Annotated in this window: 16 protein-coding genes; 11 read left to right on the top strand and 5 right to left on the bottom strand. The window is 72.3% G+C overall.

The window, feature by feature from the left end:
- Positions 1 to 954: 954 nt before the first annotated feature.
- The 8 genes from BJP40_RS01630 (at position 955) to BJP40_RS01665 (ending at position 8772) form a co-directional block, all read left to right on the top strand.
- On the top strand, positions 955 to 2004 hold the full coding sequence (locus BJP40_RS01630) for a BMP family protein (protein WP_071277958.1): 1050 nt from the start codon (positions 955 to 957) through the stop codon (positions 2002 to 2004).
- Positions 2005 to 2242: 238 nt separating this feature from the next.
- A complete protein-coding gene (locus tag BJP40_RS01635) occupies positions 2243 to 3817 on the top strand; it encodes an ABC transporter ATP-binding protein (RefSeq protein ID WP_071275047.1) in 1575 nt (524 codons plus the stop codon).
- On the top strand, positions 3814 to 4923 hold the full coding sequence (locus BJP40_RS01640; RefSeq protein ID WP_071275035.1) for an ABC transporter permease: 1110 nt from the start codon (positions 3814 to 3816) through the stop codon (positions 4921 to 4923). The genes BJP40_RS01635 and BJP40_RS01640 overlap by 4 nt, the downstream gene beginning before the upstream one ends.
- 5 nt (positions 4924 to 4928) lie before the next feature.
- Positions 4929 to 6200: an ABC transporter permease gene (locus tag BJP40_RS01645; protein ID WP_371258585.1), complete on the top strand. Its 1272-nt coding sequence runs from the start codon at positions 4929 to 4931 to the stop codon at positions 6198 to 6200.
- A complete protein-coding gene (locus BJP40_RS01650) occupies positions 6197 to 6604 on the top strand; it encodes a cytidine deaminase (RefSeq protein WP_071277963.1) in 408 nt (135 codons plus the stop codon). The genes BJP40_RS01645 and BJP40_RS01650 overlap by 4 nt, the downstream gene beginning before the upstream one ends.
- A gap of 104 nt (positions 6605 to 6708) precedes the next feature.
- Positions 6709 to 7986 carry a thymidine phosphorylase gene (locus tag BJP40_RS01655; protein ID WP_071277966.1) on the top strand — a complete coding sequence of 426 codons (1278 nt, stop codon included), beginning with the start codon at positions 6709 to 6711 and terminating at the stop codon, positions 7984 to 7986.
- A 195-nt stretch (positions 7987 to 8181) separates the two neighbouring features.
- Positions 8182 to 8370: a hypothetical protein gene (locus tag BJP40_RS35095; RefSeq protein WP_071277969.1), complete on the top strand. Its 189-nt coding sequence runs from the start codon at positions 8182 to 8184 to the stop codon at positions 8368 to 8370.
- A 33-nt stretch (positions 8371 to 8403) separates the two neighbouring features.
- Entirely contained in the window at positions 8404 to 8772 is a 369-nt protein-coding gene (locus BJP40_RS01665; protein WP_071277972.1) for an STAS domain-containing protein, read from the top strand.
- Here BJP40_RS01665 and BJP40_RS01670 read toward each other — a convergent pair.
- The 3 genes from BJP40_RS01670 to BJP40_RS01680 form a co-directional block, all read right to left on the bottom strand.
- Positions 8696 to 9682, bottom strand: a complete 987-nt coding sequence (locus BJP40_RS01670) for a sigma-70 family RNA polymerase sigma factor (protein ID WP_071278049.1) — start codon at positions 9680 to 9682, stop codon at positions 8696 to 8698. The two genes, BJP40_RS01665 and BJP40_RS01670, sit on opposite strands and share 77 nt — an antisense overlap.
- A gap of 112 nt (positions 9683 to 9794) precedes the next feature.
- The gene (locus BJP40_RS01675) at positions 9795 to 10511 is read right to left on the bottom strand and encodes a L,D-transpeptidase family protein (RefSeq protein WP_079170841.1); all 717 of its coding nucleotides are present in this window, start codon (positions 10509 to 10511) and stop codon (positions 9795 to 9797) included.
- 99 nt (positions 10512 to 10610) lie between these two features.
- Positions 10611 to 11903, bottom strand: a complete 1293-nt coding sequence (locus BJP40_RS01680) for an MFS transporter (RefSeq protein ID WP_071277978.1) — start codon at positions 11901 to 11903, stop codon at positions 10611 to 10613.
- Positions 11904 to 11966: 63 nt separating this feature from the next.
- Here BJP40_RS01680 and BJP40_RS01685 point away from each other — a divergent pair, with 63 nt between their 5' ends.
- Positions 11967 to 12929, top strand: a complete 963-nt coding sequence (locus BJP40_RS01685) for a LysR family transcriptional regulator (RefSeq protein ID WP_177204277.1) — start codon at positions 11967 to 11969, stop codon at positions 12927 to 12929.
- A 269-nt stretch (positions 12930 to 13198) separates the two neighbouring features.
- Here BJP40_RS01685 and BJP40_RS01690 read toward each other — a convergent pair whose 3' ends face one another.
- The gene (locus tag BJP40_RS01690; RefSeq protein WP_071277984.1) at positions 13199 to 13981 is read right to left on the bottom strand and encodes an alpha/beta hydrolase; all 783 of its coding nucleotides are present in this window, start codon (positions 13979 to 13981) and stop codon (positions 13199 to 13201) included.
- A gap of 161 nt (positions 13982 to 14142) precedes the next feature.
- Between BJP40_RS01690 and BJP40_RS01695 the strand changes: the two genes are divergently transcribed.
- Together BJP40_RS01695 and BJP40_RS01700 are read left to right on the top strand one after the other, a co-directional pair.
- Positions 14143 to 15282: an adenosine deaminase gene (locus BJP40_RS01695; protein ID WP_071277987.1), complete on the top strand. Its 1140-nt coding sequence runs from the start codon at positions 14143 to 14145 to the stop codon at positions 15280 to 15282.
- 179 nt (positions 15283 to 15461) lie between these two features.
- The gene (locus tag BJP40_RS01700; RefSeq protein ID WP_071275010.1) at positions 15462 to 15785 is read left to right on the top strand and encodes a hypothetical protein; all 324 of its coding nucleotides are present in this window, start codon (positions 15462 to 15464) and stop codon (positions 15783 to 15785) included.
- A gap of 84 nt (positions 15786 to 15869) precedes the next feature.
- On the opposite strand, the gene BJP40_RS01705 is transcribed toward BJP40_RS01700, so the two are convergent.
- The gene (locus BJP40_RS01705) at positions 15870 to 16070 is read right to left on the bottom strand and encodes a PspC domain-containing protein (RefSeq protein ID WP_071275007.1); all 201 of its coding nucleotides are present in this window, start codon (positions 16068 to 16070) and stop codon (positions 15870 to 15872) included.
- Between the last annotated feature and the right edge of the window lie 82 nt (positions 16071 to 16152).

Below are 16152 nucleotides of genomic sequence, written 5' to 3' on the forward strand. Positions count from 1 at the left end.
CCCTGGCGCCCAGGCCCCGGTCCTTCGCCACCCAGGCCCGCGGCCCCTCCGCCGCCACGACCGCGCCGGTTCGCGTCGACCCGCCGCGGGCCCGGAGGCGTACCCGTCTGCACGCCGCCTGCCCACCGCCGGGGTACTTCACCGCTTGCCCCCGACCCCGGCTCCGGAGACGGTGACCACCGGGACACCAGGCGATCCAGGGCGGCTCGATCGGCACACCGGGCGATCCGGGGCAGCTCCCCGAGACGGCGACGACCGGAGCGGGGCGTCCCGCCTTGTCGCCGCCGGTACCCCCGCGCCCCCGAGACCCTGCCGTAAGGTACGTCCGGCCGTCGCCGGCAGCCCCGTGAACGCCAGGACCTTGTCGTACGGGCACGTCCGGCCGCCGCCGGCACCCCCGCGCCCCCGAGACCCTGCCGTAAGGCACGTCCGGCCGTCGCCGGCAGCCCCGTGAACGCCAGGACCCTGCCGTACGGGCACGCCCGGCCGCCGCCGGGCCCGACAGCCCCCAGAGGCGATCTCCGTCAGGAACGTGCCCGGTGCGTCCGTCCCGTGGGGCACCCCGGCGCGTCCCGCCCCCGCCGCGTGCTGCGGACTCCCCGCTCTTACCGAAGGGTCGCGCCCCCCCGTCGAGGGCGCCCGCGCCTCGGGCGATTCCTCCCACGCCGACGCCCCCGCAGGTGGCTCGATATCGTCGCTCTCGCCGCCCGTCGGCCCCTGCTGAGCCACCCGGCGCACCCGCCGGCGCGTCGGCCGACCGCAGGCCAGAACGGCTGCCACGCTGGGGTGGCCCCTACTCGGCGGGACCCACGGGGAGGTGGCCGGGCCGCGGCCTGTTCGCGACGAATCGATAACGGCTTCCGTACGGGGCTTTATCTGACATCTACGCGCGTTACGATCGCCGCGAAACCAGCGCCGAGAAGAGGCGCTTCGGTCAGGTCGAAGGAGCCCCCCTTGCGCCGGATCACCAGGATCGCCACCGCGGGCATCGCGTCCGCGGCGCTCGCGCTCAGCGTCACCGCCTGCGGCGGTGGCAACTCGTCGGACGCCGGGTCCGACTCGGACGGCGGCAAGGCCGCCATCGCGTACGACATCGGCGGCCGCGGCGACCAGTCGTTCAACGACGCCGCCTACGCCGGCCTCGCCAAGGCCGAGAAGGACTTCGGCATCAAGGGCACCGAGGCGGAGCCCAGCGAGGGCGAGGGCGACCCGGACAAGGTCCAGCGCCTCACCTCGCTCGCCCGTGCCGGCAACAACCCGGTGATCGGCGTCGGCTTCGCGTACGCGCCGGCCATCGCCGAGGTTGCCCCGAAGTTCCCGGACACCACGTTCGGTCTCATCGACGACACGTCGAAGACCGGCAAGAACATCGCCAACCTGGTCTTCAACGAGGAGCAGGGCTCCTACCTGGCGGGCGTGGCCGCCGCCAAGGTGACCAAGTCGAACACCGTCGGCTTCATCGGCGGGGTGGAGACCCCGCTGATCAAGAAGTTCGAGGCGGGCTTCGTCCAGGGCGTCAAGGACACCAACAAGGACGTCAACGTCAAGGTCCAGTACCTGACGCAGCCGCCGGACTTCGGTGGCTTCTCGAAGCCGGACCTCGGCAAGGCCGCCGCCCAGGGCCAGATCGACGCGGGCGCGGACGTGATCTACGCCGCCGCCGGCCTCGCCGGCTCGGGCTCCATCGAGGCTGCCGCCAAGGCCGACAAGTGGGCCATCGGCGTCGACTCGGACCAGTACAACCAGTCCGGTCTGGCCGCCTACAAGGAGCACATCCTCACCTCGGTCACCAAGAACGTCTCCGGTGCCGTCTACAACCTGATCAAGTCGGTCGAGGACGGCAACCCGCAGAGCGGTGAGATCCGCTACGGCCTGGAGGACGACGGTGTGGGCCTGGCCATGTCCAACCCCGCCTTCACCGAGATGAAGGACGTCATCACCGCGGTCGACCAGGCCAAGGCCGACATCATCGCCGGCAAGATCCAGGTCAAGACCGCCCCGTAACCCACGTCACGGGGCCAGGACCCTCGGTCCTCGGGGTCCGGACGGACAGGAACGCCACAGCGCCTGCCCTCCGGACCCCGCCGTCAGGTTCTGGCCACGGGTGTTTGGCATTCGGGATCACTACGCGCGTAGAACCCTCTCCGGCGCGATAACTTCGGCCACACCGAGCCCACCGTGCCCAGCGTGCCCGTCCTCCCCCCTGCTTCTCCCGCTCCTTTCTCGCCAAGGAGAGTGCGTCATCAACGCGTCCAGCCCCCCCGCAGTCGAACTGCGCGGCATCACCAAGCGCTTCCCCGGCGTCGTCGCCAACCACGACATCCACCTCACCGTCCGCAAGGGCACGGTCCACGCCCTCTGCGGTGAGAACGGTGCAGGCAAGTCGACCCTGATGAAGATCCTCTACGGCATGCAGAAGCCGGACGAGGGCACGATCGTCGTGGACGGCCGGGAGGTCTCGTTCCACAGCCCGGCCGACGCCATCGCCGCCGGCATCGGCATGGTGCACCAGCACTTCATGCTGGCCGACAACCTCACCGTCCTGGAGAACGTCGTCCTCGGCAGCGAGAAGCTGTACGGGATCGGCGGCAAGGCTCGCGACAAGATCAAGGAGATCTCCGACGCGTACGGGCTGAACATCCGCCCGGACGTGCTCGTCGAGCACCTCGGTGTCGCCGACCGCCAGCGCGTCGAGATCCTGAAGGTCCTCTACCGCGGCGCCCGCACCCTCATCCTCGACGAGCCGACCGCCGTGCTCGTGCCGCAGGAGGTCGACGCGCTCTTCGCCAACCTGCGGGAGCTCAAGGCCGAGGGCCTCACCGTCATCTTCATCTCCCACAAGCTGGGCGAGGTGCTGTCCGTCGCCGACGACATCACCGTCATCCGGCGCGGCACGACGGTGGGCACCGCCGACCCGGCCACGACGACCACCAAGCAGCTCGCCGAGCTGATGGTGGGTGCCGAGCTGCCCTCGCCGGAGACCCGCGAGTCCACCGTCACCGACACCGCCATGCTCCAGGTCGACGACCTGCGGCTGGCCGTGACCGACCCCGACGGCGTCGTCCGCGAGGTCCTCGGCGGGATCAGCTTCACCATCCACAAGGGCGAGGTCATGGGCATCGCCGGCGTGGAGGGCAACGGCCAGACCGAGCTGATCGAAGCCCTGATGGGCATGCGCGACCCGGACAGCGGCGTCATCACGCTCGACGGCTCCGACATCTCCCACGCCCCGACGCGCCGCCGGCGCGAGCGCGGCATCGGCTACATCCCCGAGGACCGCCACCGGCACGGCCTGCTGCTGGAGTCCCCCCTGTGGGAGAACCGCATCCTCGGCCACGTCACCGAGGCCCCCAACAGCAAGCACGGCATCCTCGACCCCCGCGGCGCCCGCCGCGACACCGAGCGGATCGTGCGCGAGTACGACGTGCGCACCCCCGGCATCGAGGTCACCGCGGCCTCCCTCTCCGGCGGCAACCAGCAGAAGCTGATCGTCGGCCGCGAGATGAGCCACGCGCCCAAGCTGCTCATCGCCGCCCACCCCACCCGCGGTGTGGACGTCGGCGCGCAGGCGCAGATCTGGGACCAGATCCGGGAGGCCCGGCGGGAGGGCCTCGCGGTGCTGCTGATCTCCGCCGACCTGGACGAGCTGATCGGGCTCTCCGACACCCTGCGGGTCATGTTCCGCGGCCGCCTGGTCGCGGACGCCGACCCCGCCACGATCACCCCCGAGCAGCTGGGCTCGGCCATGACCGGTGCCGCCACCGGCCACCTTGAGCACGACGCGCACGGTCACGACACGGACGGTGAAGGCCGATGAAGAAGTTCGACAAGGAGAAGGTGCTGCTGGCCCTGGCCGGCCCGGCGCTCGCGCTGGCCGTGGCCTTCGTCCTCACCTCGATCGTGCTGCTGGCCTCCGGGCGCGACCCGATCAGGCCGTACACCCTGATGATGGAGACGGCCGAGTTCCCGGACGTCCAGGTCCTGATCATCAACCAGACCGGCACGTACTACCTGGCAGCCCTCGCCGTCGCCGTGGGCTTCCGGATGAACCTGTTCAACATCGGCGTCGACGGCCAGTACCGCCTCGCCGCGATGCTCGCCGCCGTCGTCGGCGCCAGCGTCGAGCTGCCCGGTCCGCTGCACCTGCTGCTGATCGTGGTCGTCGCCGTCCTCGTGGGTGCCTTCTGGGCGGGTATCGCCGGCTTCCTGAAGACCACCCGCGGTGTCAGCGAAGTCGTGTCGACGATCATGCTGAACGCCATCGCGACGAGCCTGATCGCCTGGATGATCCTGCCGGCGAACCTCGGCGTGCAGCCGCCCGGCTCCAACGACCTCACGACCGGTGAGATCGCCGAGTCCGGCTGGATGACCGGCCTGTCGGTCGAGGGCGGCAACATCTACGGCTTCACCTTCGTGGCCTTCGCCCTCGGCGTCGTCTACTGGTTCGTCCTCAACCGCACCCGCTTCGGCTTCGACCTGCGCGCCACCGGCGCCAGCTCGACCGCCGCCCAGGCGAGCGGCGTCGACGCCAAGAAGATGGTGCTCACCGCCATGCTGATCTCCGGCGGTGTCGCCGGCCTGACCGGTATGCCGCTGCTGCTCGGCCAGACCCACACCTACAGCCTGAGCTTCCCCGCGGGCGTGGGCTTCGTGGGCATCACCGTCGCCCTGCTCGGCCGCAACAGCCCCGTCGGCATCTTCTTCGCCGCCCTGCTCATCTCCTTCCTGGAGAAGGCGTCCGGATCCGTGATCGACCCGGAGTTCGAGAAGGAGATCGCCACGATCATGCAGGGCCTGATCGTGATCTCGGTGGTCGTGTCGTACGAGGTCGTCCGCCAGTACGGCCTGCGCCGGCAGCAGCAGAAGGTCGGCGAGGAACTTGCCGCCCAGGCCCGCAAGAACAAGGAGGACGTGGCGGCATGAGCGAGATGGAATCCACGAGCACGGTGACCACCGCGGGCGCCAACGCGCCCGCCAAGGGCGGGGGCCGCCGCAAGCTGTCCCTGCCGGTCATCCTGCTGATCGTCGCCGCCGGCCTGATGCTGTTCTCCCTGGTCCGCGTGATCAGCGGCGCCGAGGACCTGACCTCCGTCGGCCAGGTGGCAGGCGCCCTCCAGCTCGCCGTGCCGATCGGCCTCGCCGGCCTCGGCGGCCTGTGGGCCGAGCGCGCGGGCGTGGTCAACATCGGCCTTGAGGGCATGATGATCCTGGGCACCTGGTTCGGTGCCTGGGCCGGTTACCAGTGGGGTCCGTGGACCGGCGTGCTGGTGGGGCTCCTCGGCGGTGCGCTGGGCGGCCTGATCCACGCGATCATGACCGTCACGTTCAACGTGAACCACATCGTCTCCGGTGTGGCCATCACGATCCTGGCCACGGGCGCGACCCGGTACCTGTCGAACTTCACCTTCGCCGAGGCCGCGGGCGGCTCCTCGAAGCAGTCCCCCCGCATCGACCCCATCGAGCGCATCACCGTCCCAGGGCTGTCGGACTGGTTGAGCGACCTCCAGGAGAAGCACTGGTTCTTCGTCTCCGACCTCGCCGGAGTGCTGGGCGGCCTGGTCACCAACCTGTCGCTGCTGACGGTCATCGCCCTGCTGCTGGTGCCCGGCACGTGGTGGGTGCTGTGGCGCACCGGCTTCGGCCTGCGGCTGCGCTCCTGCGGTGAGAACCCGGTCGCCGCGGAGTCCCTGGGCGTCAACGTCTACAAGTACAAGTACATCGCGGTCCTCGTCTCCGGCGCCCTCGCCGGCCTCGGCGGCGCGTTCCTCGCGATCGTCTCCACCGGCATCTACCAGGAGGGCCAGACCGGCGGCCGCGGCTACATCGGCCTCGCTGCGATGATCTTCGGCAACTGGATGCCGGGCGGTCTCGCCCTGGGCGCGGGACTCTTCGGCTTCACCGACAGCCTCAAGCTGCGCGGCGGCGCCGAGAACGTCCACGCGATGCTGCTCCTGCTGGCGATCCTGCTCGTCATCGCCGCGGGCTGGACGCTGTACAAGAAGAAGTACACGGCCGCCGTGGTCTCCGTCGTGGTGGCAGCCGGGCTCTTCACCTGGTACGCGCTCACCGACGCCCTGCCCAGCCAGTTCGTCGACGCGGCGCCGTACGTCACGACGCTGCTGGTGCTGGCCCTGTCCGCGCAGCGGCTCCGGCCGCCCAAGGCGGACGGCCTGCCCTACAAGAAGGGCCAGGGCAAGTGACGACGCCCGCGCAGGACCCCCCCTTCGACTGGGAGGCCCTGCACGCCGCCGCCCGGGAGGTCATGGCGCACGCCTACGCGCCGTACTCCGGCTACCCGGTCGGTGCGGCGGCCACGGCCGACGACGGGCGCGTGGTCACCGGCTGCAACGTCGAGAACGCCTCGTACGGCATCGGCCTGTGCGCCGAGTGCGGGCTCGTCTCGCAGCTGCAGGCCACCGGCGGCGGCCGGCTGACGCACTTCGTGTGCGTCGACGGCCGCGGCGAGACGCTGGTGCCGTGCGGCCGCTGCCGGCAGCTGCTCTACGAGTTCGGCGGCGGCGAGCTGCTGGTGGACACCCCCGAAGGCGTCCGCACGCTCGACGAGATGCTGCCGCAGGCCTTCGGTCCGAAGCACCTCACCTGATCCGCGCGGCCCTTCCGCCTCCCCTCGGTGGAAGGGCCGCGCCACTTCCCCTCTCTATGCGCGTAGACGACTCGGCGCGCACCGCTGGAAGGAACACTGAGCCCATGGACGCGATTTCCGTCATCCGCACGAAGCGGGACCGTGGTGAGCTGAGCCCCGAGCAGATCGACTGGGTCATCGACGCGTACACGCGCGGCGAGGTCGCCGACGAGCAGATGTCCGCCCTGGCGATGGCGATCCTGCTGAACGGCATGAACCGGGCGGAGATCGCCCGCTGGACCGCTGCGATGATCGCCTCGGGCGAGCGCATGGACTTCTCGTCCCTGTCCCGCCCGACCGCCGACAAGCACTCCACCGGTGGCGTCGGTGACAAGATCACCCTTCCGCTGGCGCCGCTCGTCGCGGCGTGCGGCGCCGCCGTTCCGCAGCTCAGCGGCCGGGGCCTCGGCCACACCGGCGGCACCCTCGACAAGCTGGAGTCCATCCCCGGCTGGCGGGCGCTGCTGTCCAACGAGGAGATGCTGCACGTCCTCGACACCACCGGCGCGGTCATCTGCGCGGCCGGCGACGGGCTCGCCCCGGCCGACAAGAAGCTGTACGCGCTGCGCGACGTCACCGGCACCGTCGAGGCCATCCCGCTGATCGCCTCCTCGATCATGTCCAAGAAGATCGCGGAGGGCACCGGCTCGCTGGTCCTCGACGTGAAGGTCGGCTCCGGCGCCTTCATGAAGAACATCGACGACGCCCGCGAGCTGGCGTCCACCATGGTCGGCCTCGGCACCGACCACGGCGTGCGGACCGTCGCGCTCCTCACCGACATGTCCACCCCGCTCGGCCTCACCGCGGGCAACGCCCTGGAGGTCCGCGAGTCCGTCGAGGTCCTCGCGGGCGGCGGCCCGGCGGACGTCGTCGAGCTGACCGTCGCCCTGGCGCGCGAGATGCTGGACGCCGCCGGGATCAAGGACGCCGACCCGGCGAAGGCCCTCGCGGACGGCTCCGCCATGGACGTGTGGCGCCGCATGATCGCCGCACAGGGCGGCGACCCGGACGCGCAGCTGCCGGTGGCCCGCGAGCAGCACGTGGTCACCGCGCCGTCCTCCGGTGTGCTCACGCGCCTCGACGCGTACGGCGTCGGCGTCGCCGCCTGGCGCCTCGGCGCGGGCCGGGCCCGCAAGGAGGACCCGGTGCAGGCCGGGGCGGGCGTCGAACTGCACGCCAAGCCGGGCGACACCGTCACGGCCGGCCAGCCGCTGATGACCCTGCACACGGACACCCCGGAGAAGTTCGACTACGCCCTGAAGTCCCTGGACGGCGCCTGGGACATCGCCGGTGAGGGCGCGGCGTTCACCCCGCAGCCGATCGTCCTGGACCGCATCGCCTGACCCTGTCAAAGGCATGTGCCCCTTCGGTGAACGGGACCGGTGGCTCGCCACCGGTCCCGTTCGGCATGCTGGACTGTGTGCCCCCCGAAGAGGAGCACACCGCGAGGGCACTCGCCGTCGAGTCCGGACCGGAGGACGGTTCCGGCTGGGACGACATCGTCCGGGTGCAGAAGGTGAAGGGCTACGCCACCGCGGGTGTCCCCCTGTACCTCCTGGTGGAACGCTTGGCAGACGGGAGGCGCCATCGCCACCCTCCACGGCGAGCCGAGGAACGGAACGTACCGGGTTCTGGACACCGTGCTCTCCGGCGAGGAGATCCACCTTCCCGAGCCCTTCGACCTCACCCCCGGCACGGCGGAGTCCCCCGTCCCCCCGCTCCGATGAGTTCCGGACCCTGACCGGGTCCCTGTTCATGTGATGAACAGGGACCCCCTCGTGCTGGAGCTCATCGGCCCCCTCGAACCCCCCGACGTGCCGCGGCTCTGCGCCGGGCTCGCCGAGCAGCTCGGCGCCCGTGCCACACCGCCGGAAGGGGATGTCGTCGTGGACGCCTCCGGGCTGGGCCACCCCACGTTCGCCGCCGTCGACGCCCTGGCCCGCATGCAGCTCACAGCCCGCCGCCTCGGCCGTCGCCTCACCGTCGAGGGGGCGGGACCCGAGCTGCGCGCGCTGCTGGACCTGGCCGGGCTCGCCGACGAGGCCATCCCCCTCACGCCTCCGGCGGATCCAGCCGCTCCGGGAGACCGAACAGGGGGAACCAGCGCTGCACGTCCAGGAACGACGTGATCCCGCTGACCCTGCCGTCCGCTATCTCGATCACCATCAGGGCCCACGGGCTGAACCCGCCCTGCGGATCAGGGTGGTAGTGCGCGAAGGCGGGCGTGCCGTTGGCGACCGTCGGGATCAGGCGCGAGCCGCGGCACACCGAGCCGACACCCAGCATCCAGCCCACGATGTCGTCGTGGCCCCGCAGCCACAGGTCGTACGGCGGCATGGACAGCGTGGCGTCCTCGTGCAGCAGCGCCGTGAGCGCCGCCATGTCGTACGCCTCGAACGCGGCCACGTACCGGTCGAGCAGGTCACGCTGCCCGGCGTCCAGCGGGTCCGCCGTCTGCGTCCGCGCCGGAGCGTGCGCGGCCAGGGTCGCGCGGGCCCGCTGCAGCGCGCTGTTCACGGAGGCCACCGACGTGTCGAGCAGTTCGGCCACCTCGCTCGCCTTCCAGGCCAGCACCTCGCGCAGGATCAGCACCGCCCGCTGCTTCGCCGGCAGGTGCTGGAGGGCCGCGACGAAGGCCAGCCGCACGGACTCCCGGGCCAGTGCCGTCTCCGCCGGGTCGGAGACCTGCGGCAGCACCCGGCCGTCCGGCACCGGCTCCAGCCAGGTCGCCTCGGGGCGGGAGGTGAGCTGCGCCCGCGCCACCGGCACGGCCTCCGTCAGGTCCACGGGCCGGGCCCGGCGGTTGCCCGCGTTGAGCGCGTCCAGGCACACGTTCGTGGCGATCCGGTACAGCCAGGAGCGCAGGGACGAGCGGCCCTCGAACCTCTCCAGGGACCGCCAGGCGCGGATCATCGTCTCCTGGACCGCGTCCTCCGCTTCGAACGCGGAGCCCAGCATGCGGTAGCAGTAGCCGGTCAGTTCCTTCCGGTGCTCCTCAAGCCGGGCCTCCGTGTCCTCGGGCGCCGCCGTCTCGGCCATCCCGACCACCCCTGTCGCGCTCGCTCGTGCCTGACCTGCATGGGTTGTGCGTACCTTTCGGACGCTACAGGAAGGCACTGACAGCGGCCCCTCAACAGGGCTGCGCCGCAGGTCAGGTACCGGGCTTGCGGCCGTAGACGTAGACGTCGTCGCCGTTCTTCAGCAGATTCCAGTACGCCTTGGCGTCCTTGGGCCGCATGTTCACGCAGCCGCCGGAACCGGGCGGGTTCCACATCGACTTGTCCGTCGAGTGGAAGGCCTGGCCGCCGTCGAAGAACTGCGAGTACGGCATCCACACCTTGTAGATCGTCGACCAGTGCTTGACGTTGCGGTGGTAGATCCGCTTGAGGCCGGTGCGGGTCTCGGCGCCGTCGCGGCCCGTGCGCACCGGCACCGGTCCGTACACCAGCTTCGCGCCGTCCTGCACCCAGCTGAGCTGCCGTGTCAGGTCGACGCACGCGATCCTGCCCTTGTTGACCGGGCACTTGCCGGCCTTGTTCGGGTTCTTCCCGGCGGCCCGCTGCTGGATCATCGTGTCCATCGTGCGCCAGGTGAGCGGCCCGGCGTACCCCATGTCCGGGGTGATGCCGTGCTGCCGCTGGAAGGACTGGACGGCCCGGCAGTCGGCCGGCGACTGCCTGCCGTCGACGGGCCGCCCGAGGAACTTCTCCACCTGCTTCTGGTACGGCCCCGCCTTGGTCGTGCAGGCCGTCGCGGCCTGCGCCGTCCCGGCTCCCACCGCCGCCGCCAGCGGGACCACGAGTCCTGTGACGGCCAGCGCGACCCCGCCGCGCCACCGCCACGTCCCGCCCGGACCTCTTGTGCGCATACGCCCGCCCCCTCGCGTCCGTTGTGCTTGTCGTACCTGTAGGACGCTCGGGGGCGGGGCATGGTTACGGCCGGAGGTCCGCCTTTTCCGCGGCCCGGGTCAGCGGCCCGCCATCGCGGGGTGCGCGCGCCGGGCCCGGGCGAGGCCGGCGAGGCGGCGCTCCTGGACGCGGGCGCTGTGGGTGCCGTACAGGGTGATCGACACGACGCCGAGGACCGCGACCAGGCCCAGCAGGACCGTGCCCGCCCAGCCGCCGGAGTGGAACGCGACCGCGCCCAGCGTGCCGCCCGCGCTGCTGCCCAGGTAGTACGCCGACTGGTACAGCGCCGACGCCTGCGCCCGGCCCTCCGTCGCGGTGCGGCTCACCGCCGCGGAGGCCACCGCGTGCCCGGCGAAGAAGCCCGCGGTGATGAGCACCAGGCCCGCGAGGACCCCGGCCAGCGAGGCGGACAGGGACAGCAGCAGCCCCGCCGCGGTCGTCGCCACCGCCAGGTACAGGGCCCCGCGCCGGCCCATGCGGCCCACCAGCGTCCCGGCCGCCGCGGACGACGCCGTACCCACCAGGTACACCAGGAACACCGAGCCCACCACGCCCTGCGGCAGCGAGAAGGGCGCCTCCACGAGCCGGTAGCCGATCACCGTGTAGACCGCGCCGAACACGGTCATGAACAGGGCGCCGATCGCGTACAGCCGCAGCAGCAGCGGGTCCGACAGGTGCGTCCGCACCGTGCGGGCCACCGCCCGCGGGTCCAGCGGCGCCGGAGCGAAGTGGCGGGCCTTCGGCAGCAGCAGCCGGTACGCCACCACGCACACCGCCGCCAGCAGGCCGACCGCGGCGAGCCCGGCACGCCAGCCCCACAGCTGGGCGGCCCAGCCGGTGACGATCCGGCCGCTCATCCCGCCGATGCTGTTGCCCGCGACGAACAGCCCGATCGCCGCCACCAGTGCCTTCGGGCGCACCTCCTCCGCCAGGTACGCCATCGCCGACGCCGGCACGCCCGCCAGGGCGGCGCCCTGCACGGCCCGCAGCACGACCAGCCACTCAAGGCTCGGCGCGAACGGCACCAGCAGTCCGACCGCCACCGCGACGACGAGCGACGTGGTCATCAGGGCCCGGCGGCCGAACCGCTCGGACAGGGCGCTCAGCGGCAGCACGCACAGGGCCAGTGCGCCGGTCGCGGCGGAGACCGTCCAGCTCGCCGCGGAGGCGCTCACCGCGAAGTCCGCGGAGACGGCCGGCAGCAGGGCCTGGGTCGAGTAGAGGAGGGCGAAGGCGGCGAGTCCGGCGGCGAAGAGCGCGAAGCTCATGCGGCGGTAGCCGGGGCGTCCTGGGGCAAGGCGGGTGTCGGCGTCCACGGTCGTCGTGGACGCCTTGGTACTGGCGGGAGACATGTCTCGAACGTACGGACACGGCCGTTCATGCGTCCAATGCATGGAACGGCTTTAATCGTTCCCATGATGCATGACTACAGGTCACAGCCGTGGCTGTCACTGAACAGTAACGAAGACGAAATGGGCCTGCTGCTCGCCCCTCGCCTCGCGTACTTCGCGGCGGTGGCCAGGCACGAGCACGTGACCCGGGCGTCCCTCGACACGGGCGTACCGCAGTCGACCCTGTCGCGGGCCGTCGCGAAGCTGGAGGAGGACCTCGGCGTGACGCTCTTCGCCCGCACCGGCCGCACGGTGTCCCTGACCCCGGCGGGCCGCACGTTCCTGATGGCCGCGGAGCGGGCCCTCGGCGAGGTGGAGCGGGCCGCCGAGGCCGTACGGGCCGACGTCGACCCCAGCGCGGGGCGGGTCGCGTTCGGGTTCCTGCACACGATGGGCTCCGAGACCGTGCCCGGCCTGCTGCGGGCGTTCCGCGTCGACCACCCGAAGGTCCGCTTCACCCTCGTCCAGAACTACGGCGAGGCCATGATCGAGCGGCTGCGCGCCGGAGAGCTCGACCTGTGCCTCACCTCGCCGGTGCCCGACGCGCCCGACCTGGTCGCCCGCCGCCTGGACGAGCAGCGGCTGCGGCTGGTCGTGCCCGACGACCACCGGCTGGCCGCCCGCAAGCGGGTCCGGCTCGCCGAGGCCGCCGACGAGGCGTTCGTGACGCTGGAGCCCGGCTACGGGCTGCGTCGCATCACCGACCACCTGTGCGCCGAGGCGGGCTTCCGGCCCCGCATCGCGTTCGAGGGCGAGGAGGCGGAGACGCTGCGCGGCCTGGTCGCCGCCGGCCTCGGCGTCGCCCTGCTGCCGCCGCCCGCCGTGCCCCGCCCCGGCGTCGTGGAGCTGACGGTGACGGCGCCGCGGGCGGTGCGCGAAATCGGTGTCGCCTGGCAGGCGGGCCGTCCCGACACCCCGCCGGTCGCCGCCTTCAAGAAGTTCCTCCTGTCGCGCCGCGGCAAGCTGCTGAGCGAGGCGATCCACTGACCCCCCCGCCCTCTCGCGGCCACGGCGCCCCGCCGACCCGCACCCCGGCCGGAGGCCGCCCCGCGCCCGCAGCCGTCCGCAGGTGCCCCCGCCCCACGTCCGCGTCCGGGTCGGGAGGCTCCCACGTGCGACCCGCAGTCCCGTCCCGTACGGCTCGGCAGCGCACCCGCGCCCCGCCCGTACCTCTCCGACGCATCCAAAGCCCCCGCGCGTGCGGCCGCGGACCGCACCCCGTCCCGTGCGGCCGCAGACGGCGTCCCCCCGTGCGGTCACGGGCGCAGCGACCGCCCGAACCCCGCGGCCAACGGCATCCGCAGCCCCAGCGGCGGGGGCGCGGCGAACGCGTCCGCGACCGGCCGGGAGAACGGCCGCCCGAACAGCGAGCCCAGCACGAAGTCCGCCGCGAGGGCCAGCACTTCGCCGTGGTGCTGGCGCAGGGCGTGGCCGTCCGAGTGCACCTCGAACCGGCACGTGGACCGGTTCGCCTTCTTCGCGCGGATCGCCAGCCGGTACGACAGCTCCGGATGCGCGGTCTCGTCCGTCGTGCCGTGCACCACCATCACCTGACGGCCCAGCAGCTGACGTACGGGCTCCGGTTCGGCCGCCACGTCGTCCCCGGGCAGCCACGGCGCCAGCGCCAGCACGGACACCACCGCCGCGTGGTCCGCCGCCCGCAGCGCGGCCCGCCCGCCCATGCCGTGCCCCACCAGGCACACCGGCAGGTCCCCGTGACGCCGCGCCACCTCCCCGACCGCCCAGCGGGCGTCCGCCGCGAGCCGGGCGTCCGCGCCGTTCCAGCCGCGCCCCCGGTAGCGCACCACGTGCGCGACCAGTCCGTGGTCCCGGCCCGCCGCCCGCACCAGGCTGCGTCCCAGCGGCCGCAGCGCGGCGTGCGCCAGGAGCGAGGGCCCGCGCCCCGACTCGGGGACGCCGTCGGGGAGCAGCAGCACCACCCCGTCCACCACCCCCGGTGCTCCCGGGTCCCTCACCGGCCGTCCCAGCCGGGGCGCCCGGGCATCCCCTGAGCCCGGGCCTACGAGTGCGTGTGCCATGGCAGAACAGTCTCAGAAGGATTGGTGTACGCCACTCGTCCAACCGGTCACTGTTGGGTATCGGGCGGCGGATCGGCCGATCCTCGCCCCCGGCGGGCCGCCACCCGGCCGCCCCGCGTCGCACCGGTGCCCTCTACGCGCGTAGGGGCTACAGTGCGGAAATGACGAGCCAGAGCCCCTCCCCGGCCGCCTCGCCGGCCGCAGCGACACCCACCGCGGACCAGATCCGCCGCGCCCCGAAGGCGCTGCTCCACGACCACCTGGACGGCGGGCTCCGCCCCGGCACCGTCATCGAACTGGCCCGGGACCGCGGCTACACGGCCCTGCCGGAGACCGAGGCCGACAAGCTCGGCCTGTGGTTCCGCGAGGCCGCCGACTCCGGGTCGCTCGAACGCTACCTGGAGACCTTCGCGCACACCTGCGCCGTCATGCAGACCCGTGACGCCCTGTACCGCGTGGCCGCCGAGTGCGCCGAGGACCTCGCCGAGGACGGCGTCGTCTACGCGGAGGTGCGCTACGCCCCCGAGCAGCACCTCGAAGGCGGGCTCACCCTGGACGAGGTCGTCGCGGCCGTCAACGACGGCTTCCGCGAAGGGGAGCGGCGGGCCCGCGAGAGCGGGCGCCGCATCCGCGTCGGCGCCCTCCTCACGGCCATGCGGCACGCCGCCCGCTCGCTGGAGATCGCCGAACTCGCCAACGCCCACCGCGACACCGGGGTCGTCGGGTTCGACATCGCGGGCGCCGAGGCCGGCTTCCCGCCCACCCGCCACCTGGACGCCTTCGAGTACCTGAAGCGGGAGAACAACCACTTCACCATCCACGCCGGCGAGGCGTTCGGCCTGCCGTCGATCTGGCAGGCCCTCCAGTGGTGCGGCGCCGACCGCCTGGGTCACGGGGTGCGGATCATCGACGACATCGAGGTCGCCGCCGACGGCGCGGTCTCCCTCGGCCGGCTCGCCGCGTACGTCCGCGACAAGCGGATCCCGCTGGAGATGTGCCCGACGTCCAACCTCCAGACGGGCGCGGTCGCCTCGTACGCCGAGCACCCCATCGGTCTGCTGCGCCGACTGCACTTCCGGGTCACGGTGAACACCGACAACCGTCTGATGTCAGGAACGAGCATGAGCCGGGAATTCGAGCTGCTGACCGAGGTCTTCGGTTACACGCTCGACGACCTCCAGTGGTTCACGGTCAATGCGATGAAATCAGCATTCATTCCTTTCGATGAAAGGCTGGCGATGATCAACGACGTCATCAAGCCCGGATATGCCGAGCTGAAGTCCGAGTGGCTGTTCGGCTAGACCGCTCTGACCAGTGCGTCCGCGGCGTGCGTGCGCTGAGGGAGTCGGCTCCCCGCCGCCCCCGGGGGCTCGGGAAACCCGTTGACCCGAAGGTTTCGGGTGATTGCGGACGGCGTTGCGCGGTGGCTAGGTTGCAGAGCCGCTCATCTCCCCCGAGTTTCCCCCAAGGACGATTTTCGATGAAGCAGTCCGCTGCCAAGTCCCTCGGTGTCGCCGCGCTCGGTGCCGCTTTCGCCGCCGCCTCCGCGGGCAGCGCCGCCGCGCTGACCTCCGTCCCCACCGGCCCCGCCCTGGAGACCGTCACGCAGGCCGTCCCGGTCGGCGAGGTCGCCGGTCACCTCCCCGGCGGAGCGGGCGAGGCCGTCGGCCTCACCCAGGGCGTCGTGGAGATGGCCACCCAGGCCGCGCCGGACGTCCCGGTCGACACCCCCGCCGACCCCGTCCTCGGGCTGCTCGGCGGCCTGCCCGTCGGCGGCAGCCTGGGCCAGGCCGGCCTCGGCTGACCCCGCACGCACGACGACGGCGGTGGGCACCCTTCTACGGGGGTGCCCACCGCCGTTTCGCCGATACGGGGACGACCGGTCCGGCTACCAGGCCGCGTCCGCGGGCTTCTCCTGCGGCAGCAGCAGCCACAGCGCCAGATAGAGCAGGAACTGCGGGCCCGGAAGGAGGCACGACACCACGAAGATCACGCGCATCGTCGTCGCCGAGGTGCCGAAGCGCCGCGCCAGGCCCGCGCACACTCCACCGATCATGCGTCCGTCACGAGGGCGGGTCAGTGCGGCCATGGTGGGCTCCTAACTGAAGCGTCGAGGAAGCCTCCGTAGCGGGCCTCCAACTGACTCCATCGTGCCCCGGCCGCGCGGACAA

Source organism: Streptomyces sp. CC53, from assembly GCF_001865245.1.
In the GTDB taxonomy this organism is placed as follows: Bacteria; Actinomycetota; Actinomycetes; order Streptomycetales; family Streptomycetaceae; genus Streptomyces.

Excerpts from the sequence above, each read along its gene's own strand:
- BJP40_RS01645 (WP_371258585.1), top strand. The coding sequence starts at position 4,929 with ATGGAATCCACGAGCACGGTGACCACCGCGGGCGCCAACGCGCCCGCC.
- BJP40_RS01670 (WP_071278049.1), bottom strand. The coding sequence starts at position 9,682 with ATGGCCGAGACGGCGGCGCCCGAGGACACGGAGGCCCGGCTTGAGGAG.
- BJP40_RS01665 (WP_071277972.1), top strand. The coding sequence starts at position 8,404 with ATGAACAGGGACCCCCTCGTGCTGGAGCTCATCGGCCCCCTCGAACCC.
- BJP40_RS01690 (WP_071277984.1), bottom strand. The coding sequence starts at position 13,981 with ATGGCACACGCACTCGTAGGCCCGGGCTCAGGGGATGCCCGGGCGCCC.
- BJP40_RS01640 (WP_071275035.1), top strand. The coding sequence starts at position 3,814 with ATGAAGAAGTTCGACAAGGAGAAGGTGCTGCTGGCCCTGGCCGGCCCG.
- BJP40_RS01700 (WP_071275010.1), top strand. The coding sequence starts at position 15,462 with ATGAAGCAGTCCGCTGCCAAGTCCCTCGGTGTCGCCGCGCTCGGTGCC.
- BJP40_RS01685 (WP_177204277.1), top strand. The coding sequence starts at position 11,967 with ATGATGCATGACTACAGGTCACAGCCGTGGCTGTCACTGAACAGTAAC.
- BJP40_RS01695 (WP_071277987.1), top strand. The coding sequence starts at position 14,143 with ATGACGAGCCAGAGCCCCTCCCCGGCCGCCTCGCCGGCCGCAGCGACA.
- BJP40_RS01705 (WP_071275007.1), bottom strand. The coding sequence starts at position 16,070 with ATGGCCGCACTGACCCGCCCTCGTGACGGACGCATGATCGGTGGAGTG.
- BJP40_RS01655 (WP_071277966.1), top strand. The coding sequence starts at position 6,709 with ATGGACGCGATTTCCGTCATCCGCACGAAGCGGGACCGTGGTGAGCTG.
- BJP40_RS01680 (WP_071277978.1), bottom strand. The coding sequence starts at position 11,903 with ATGTCTCCCGCCAGTACCAAGGCGTCCACGACGACCGTGGACGCCGAC.
- BJP40_RS01675 (WP_079170841.1), bottom strand. The coding sequence starts at position 10,511 with ATGCGCACAAGAGGTCCGGGCGGGACGTGGCGGTGGCGCGGCGGGGTC.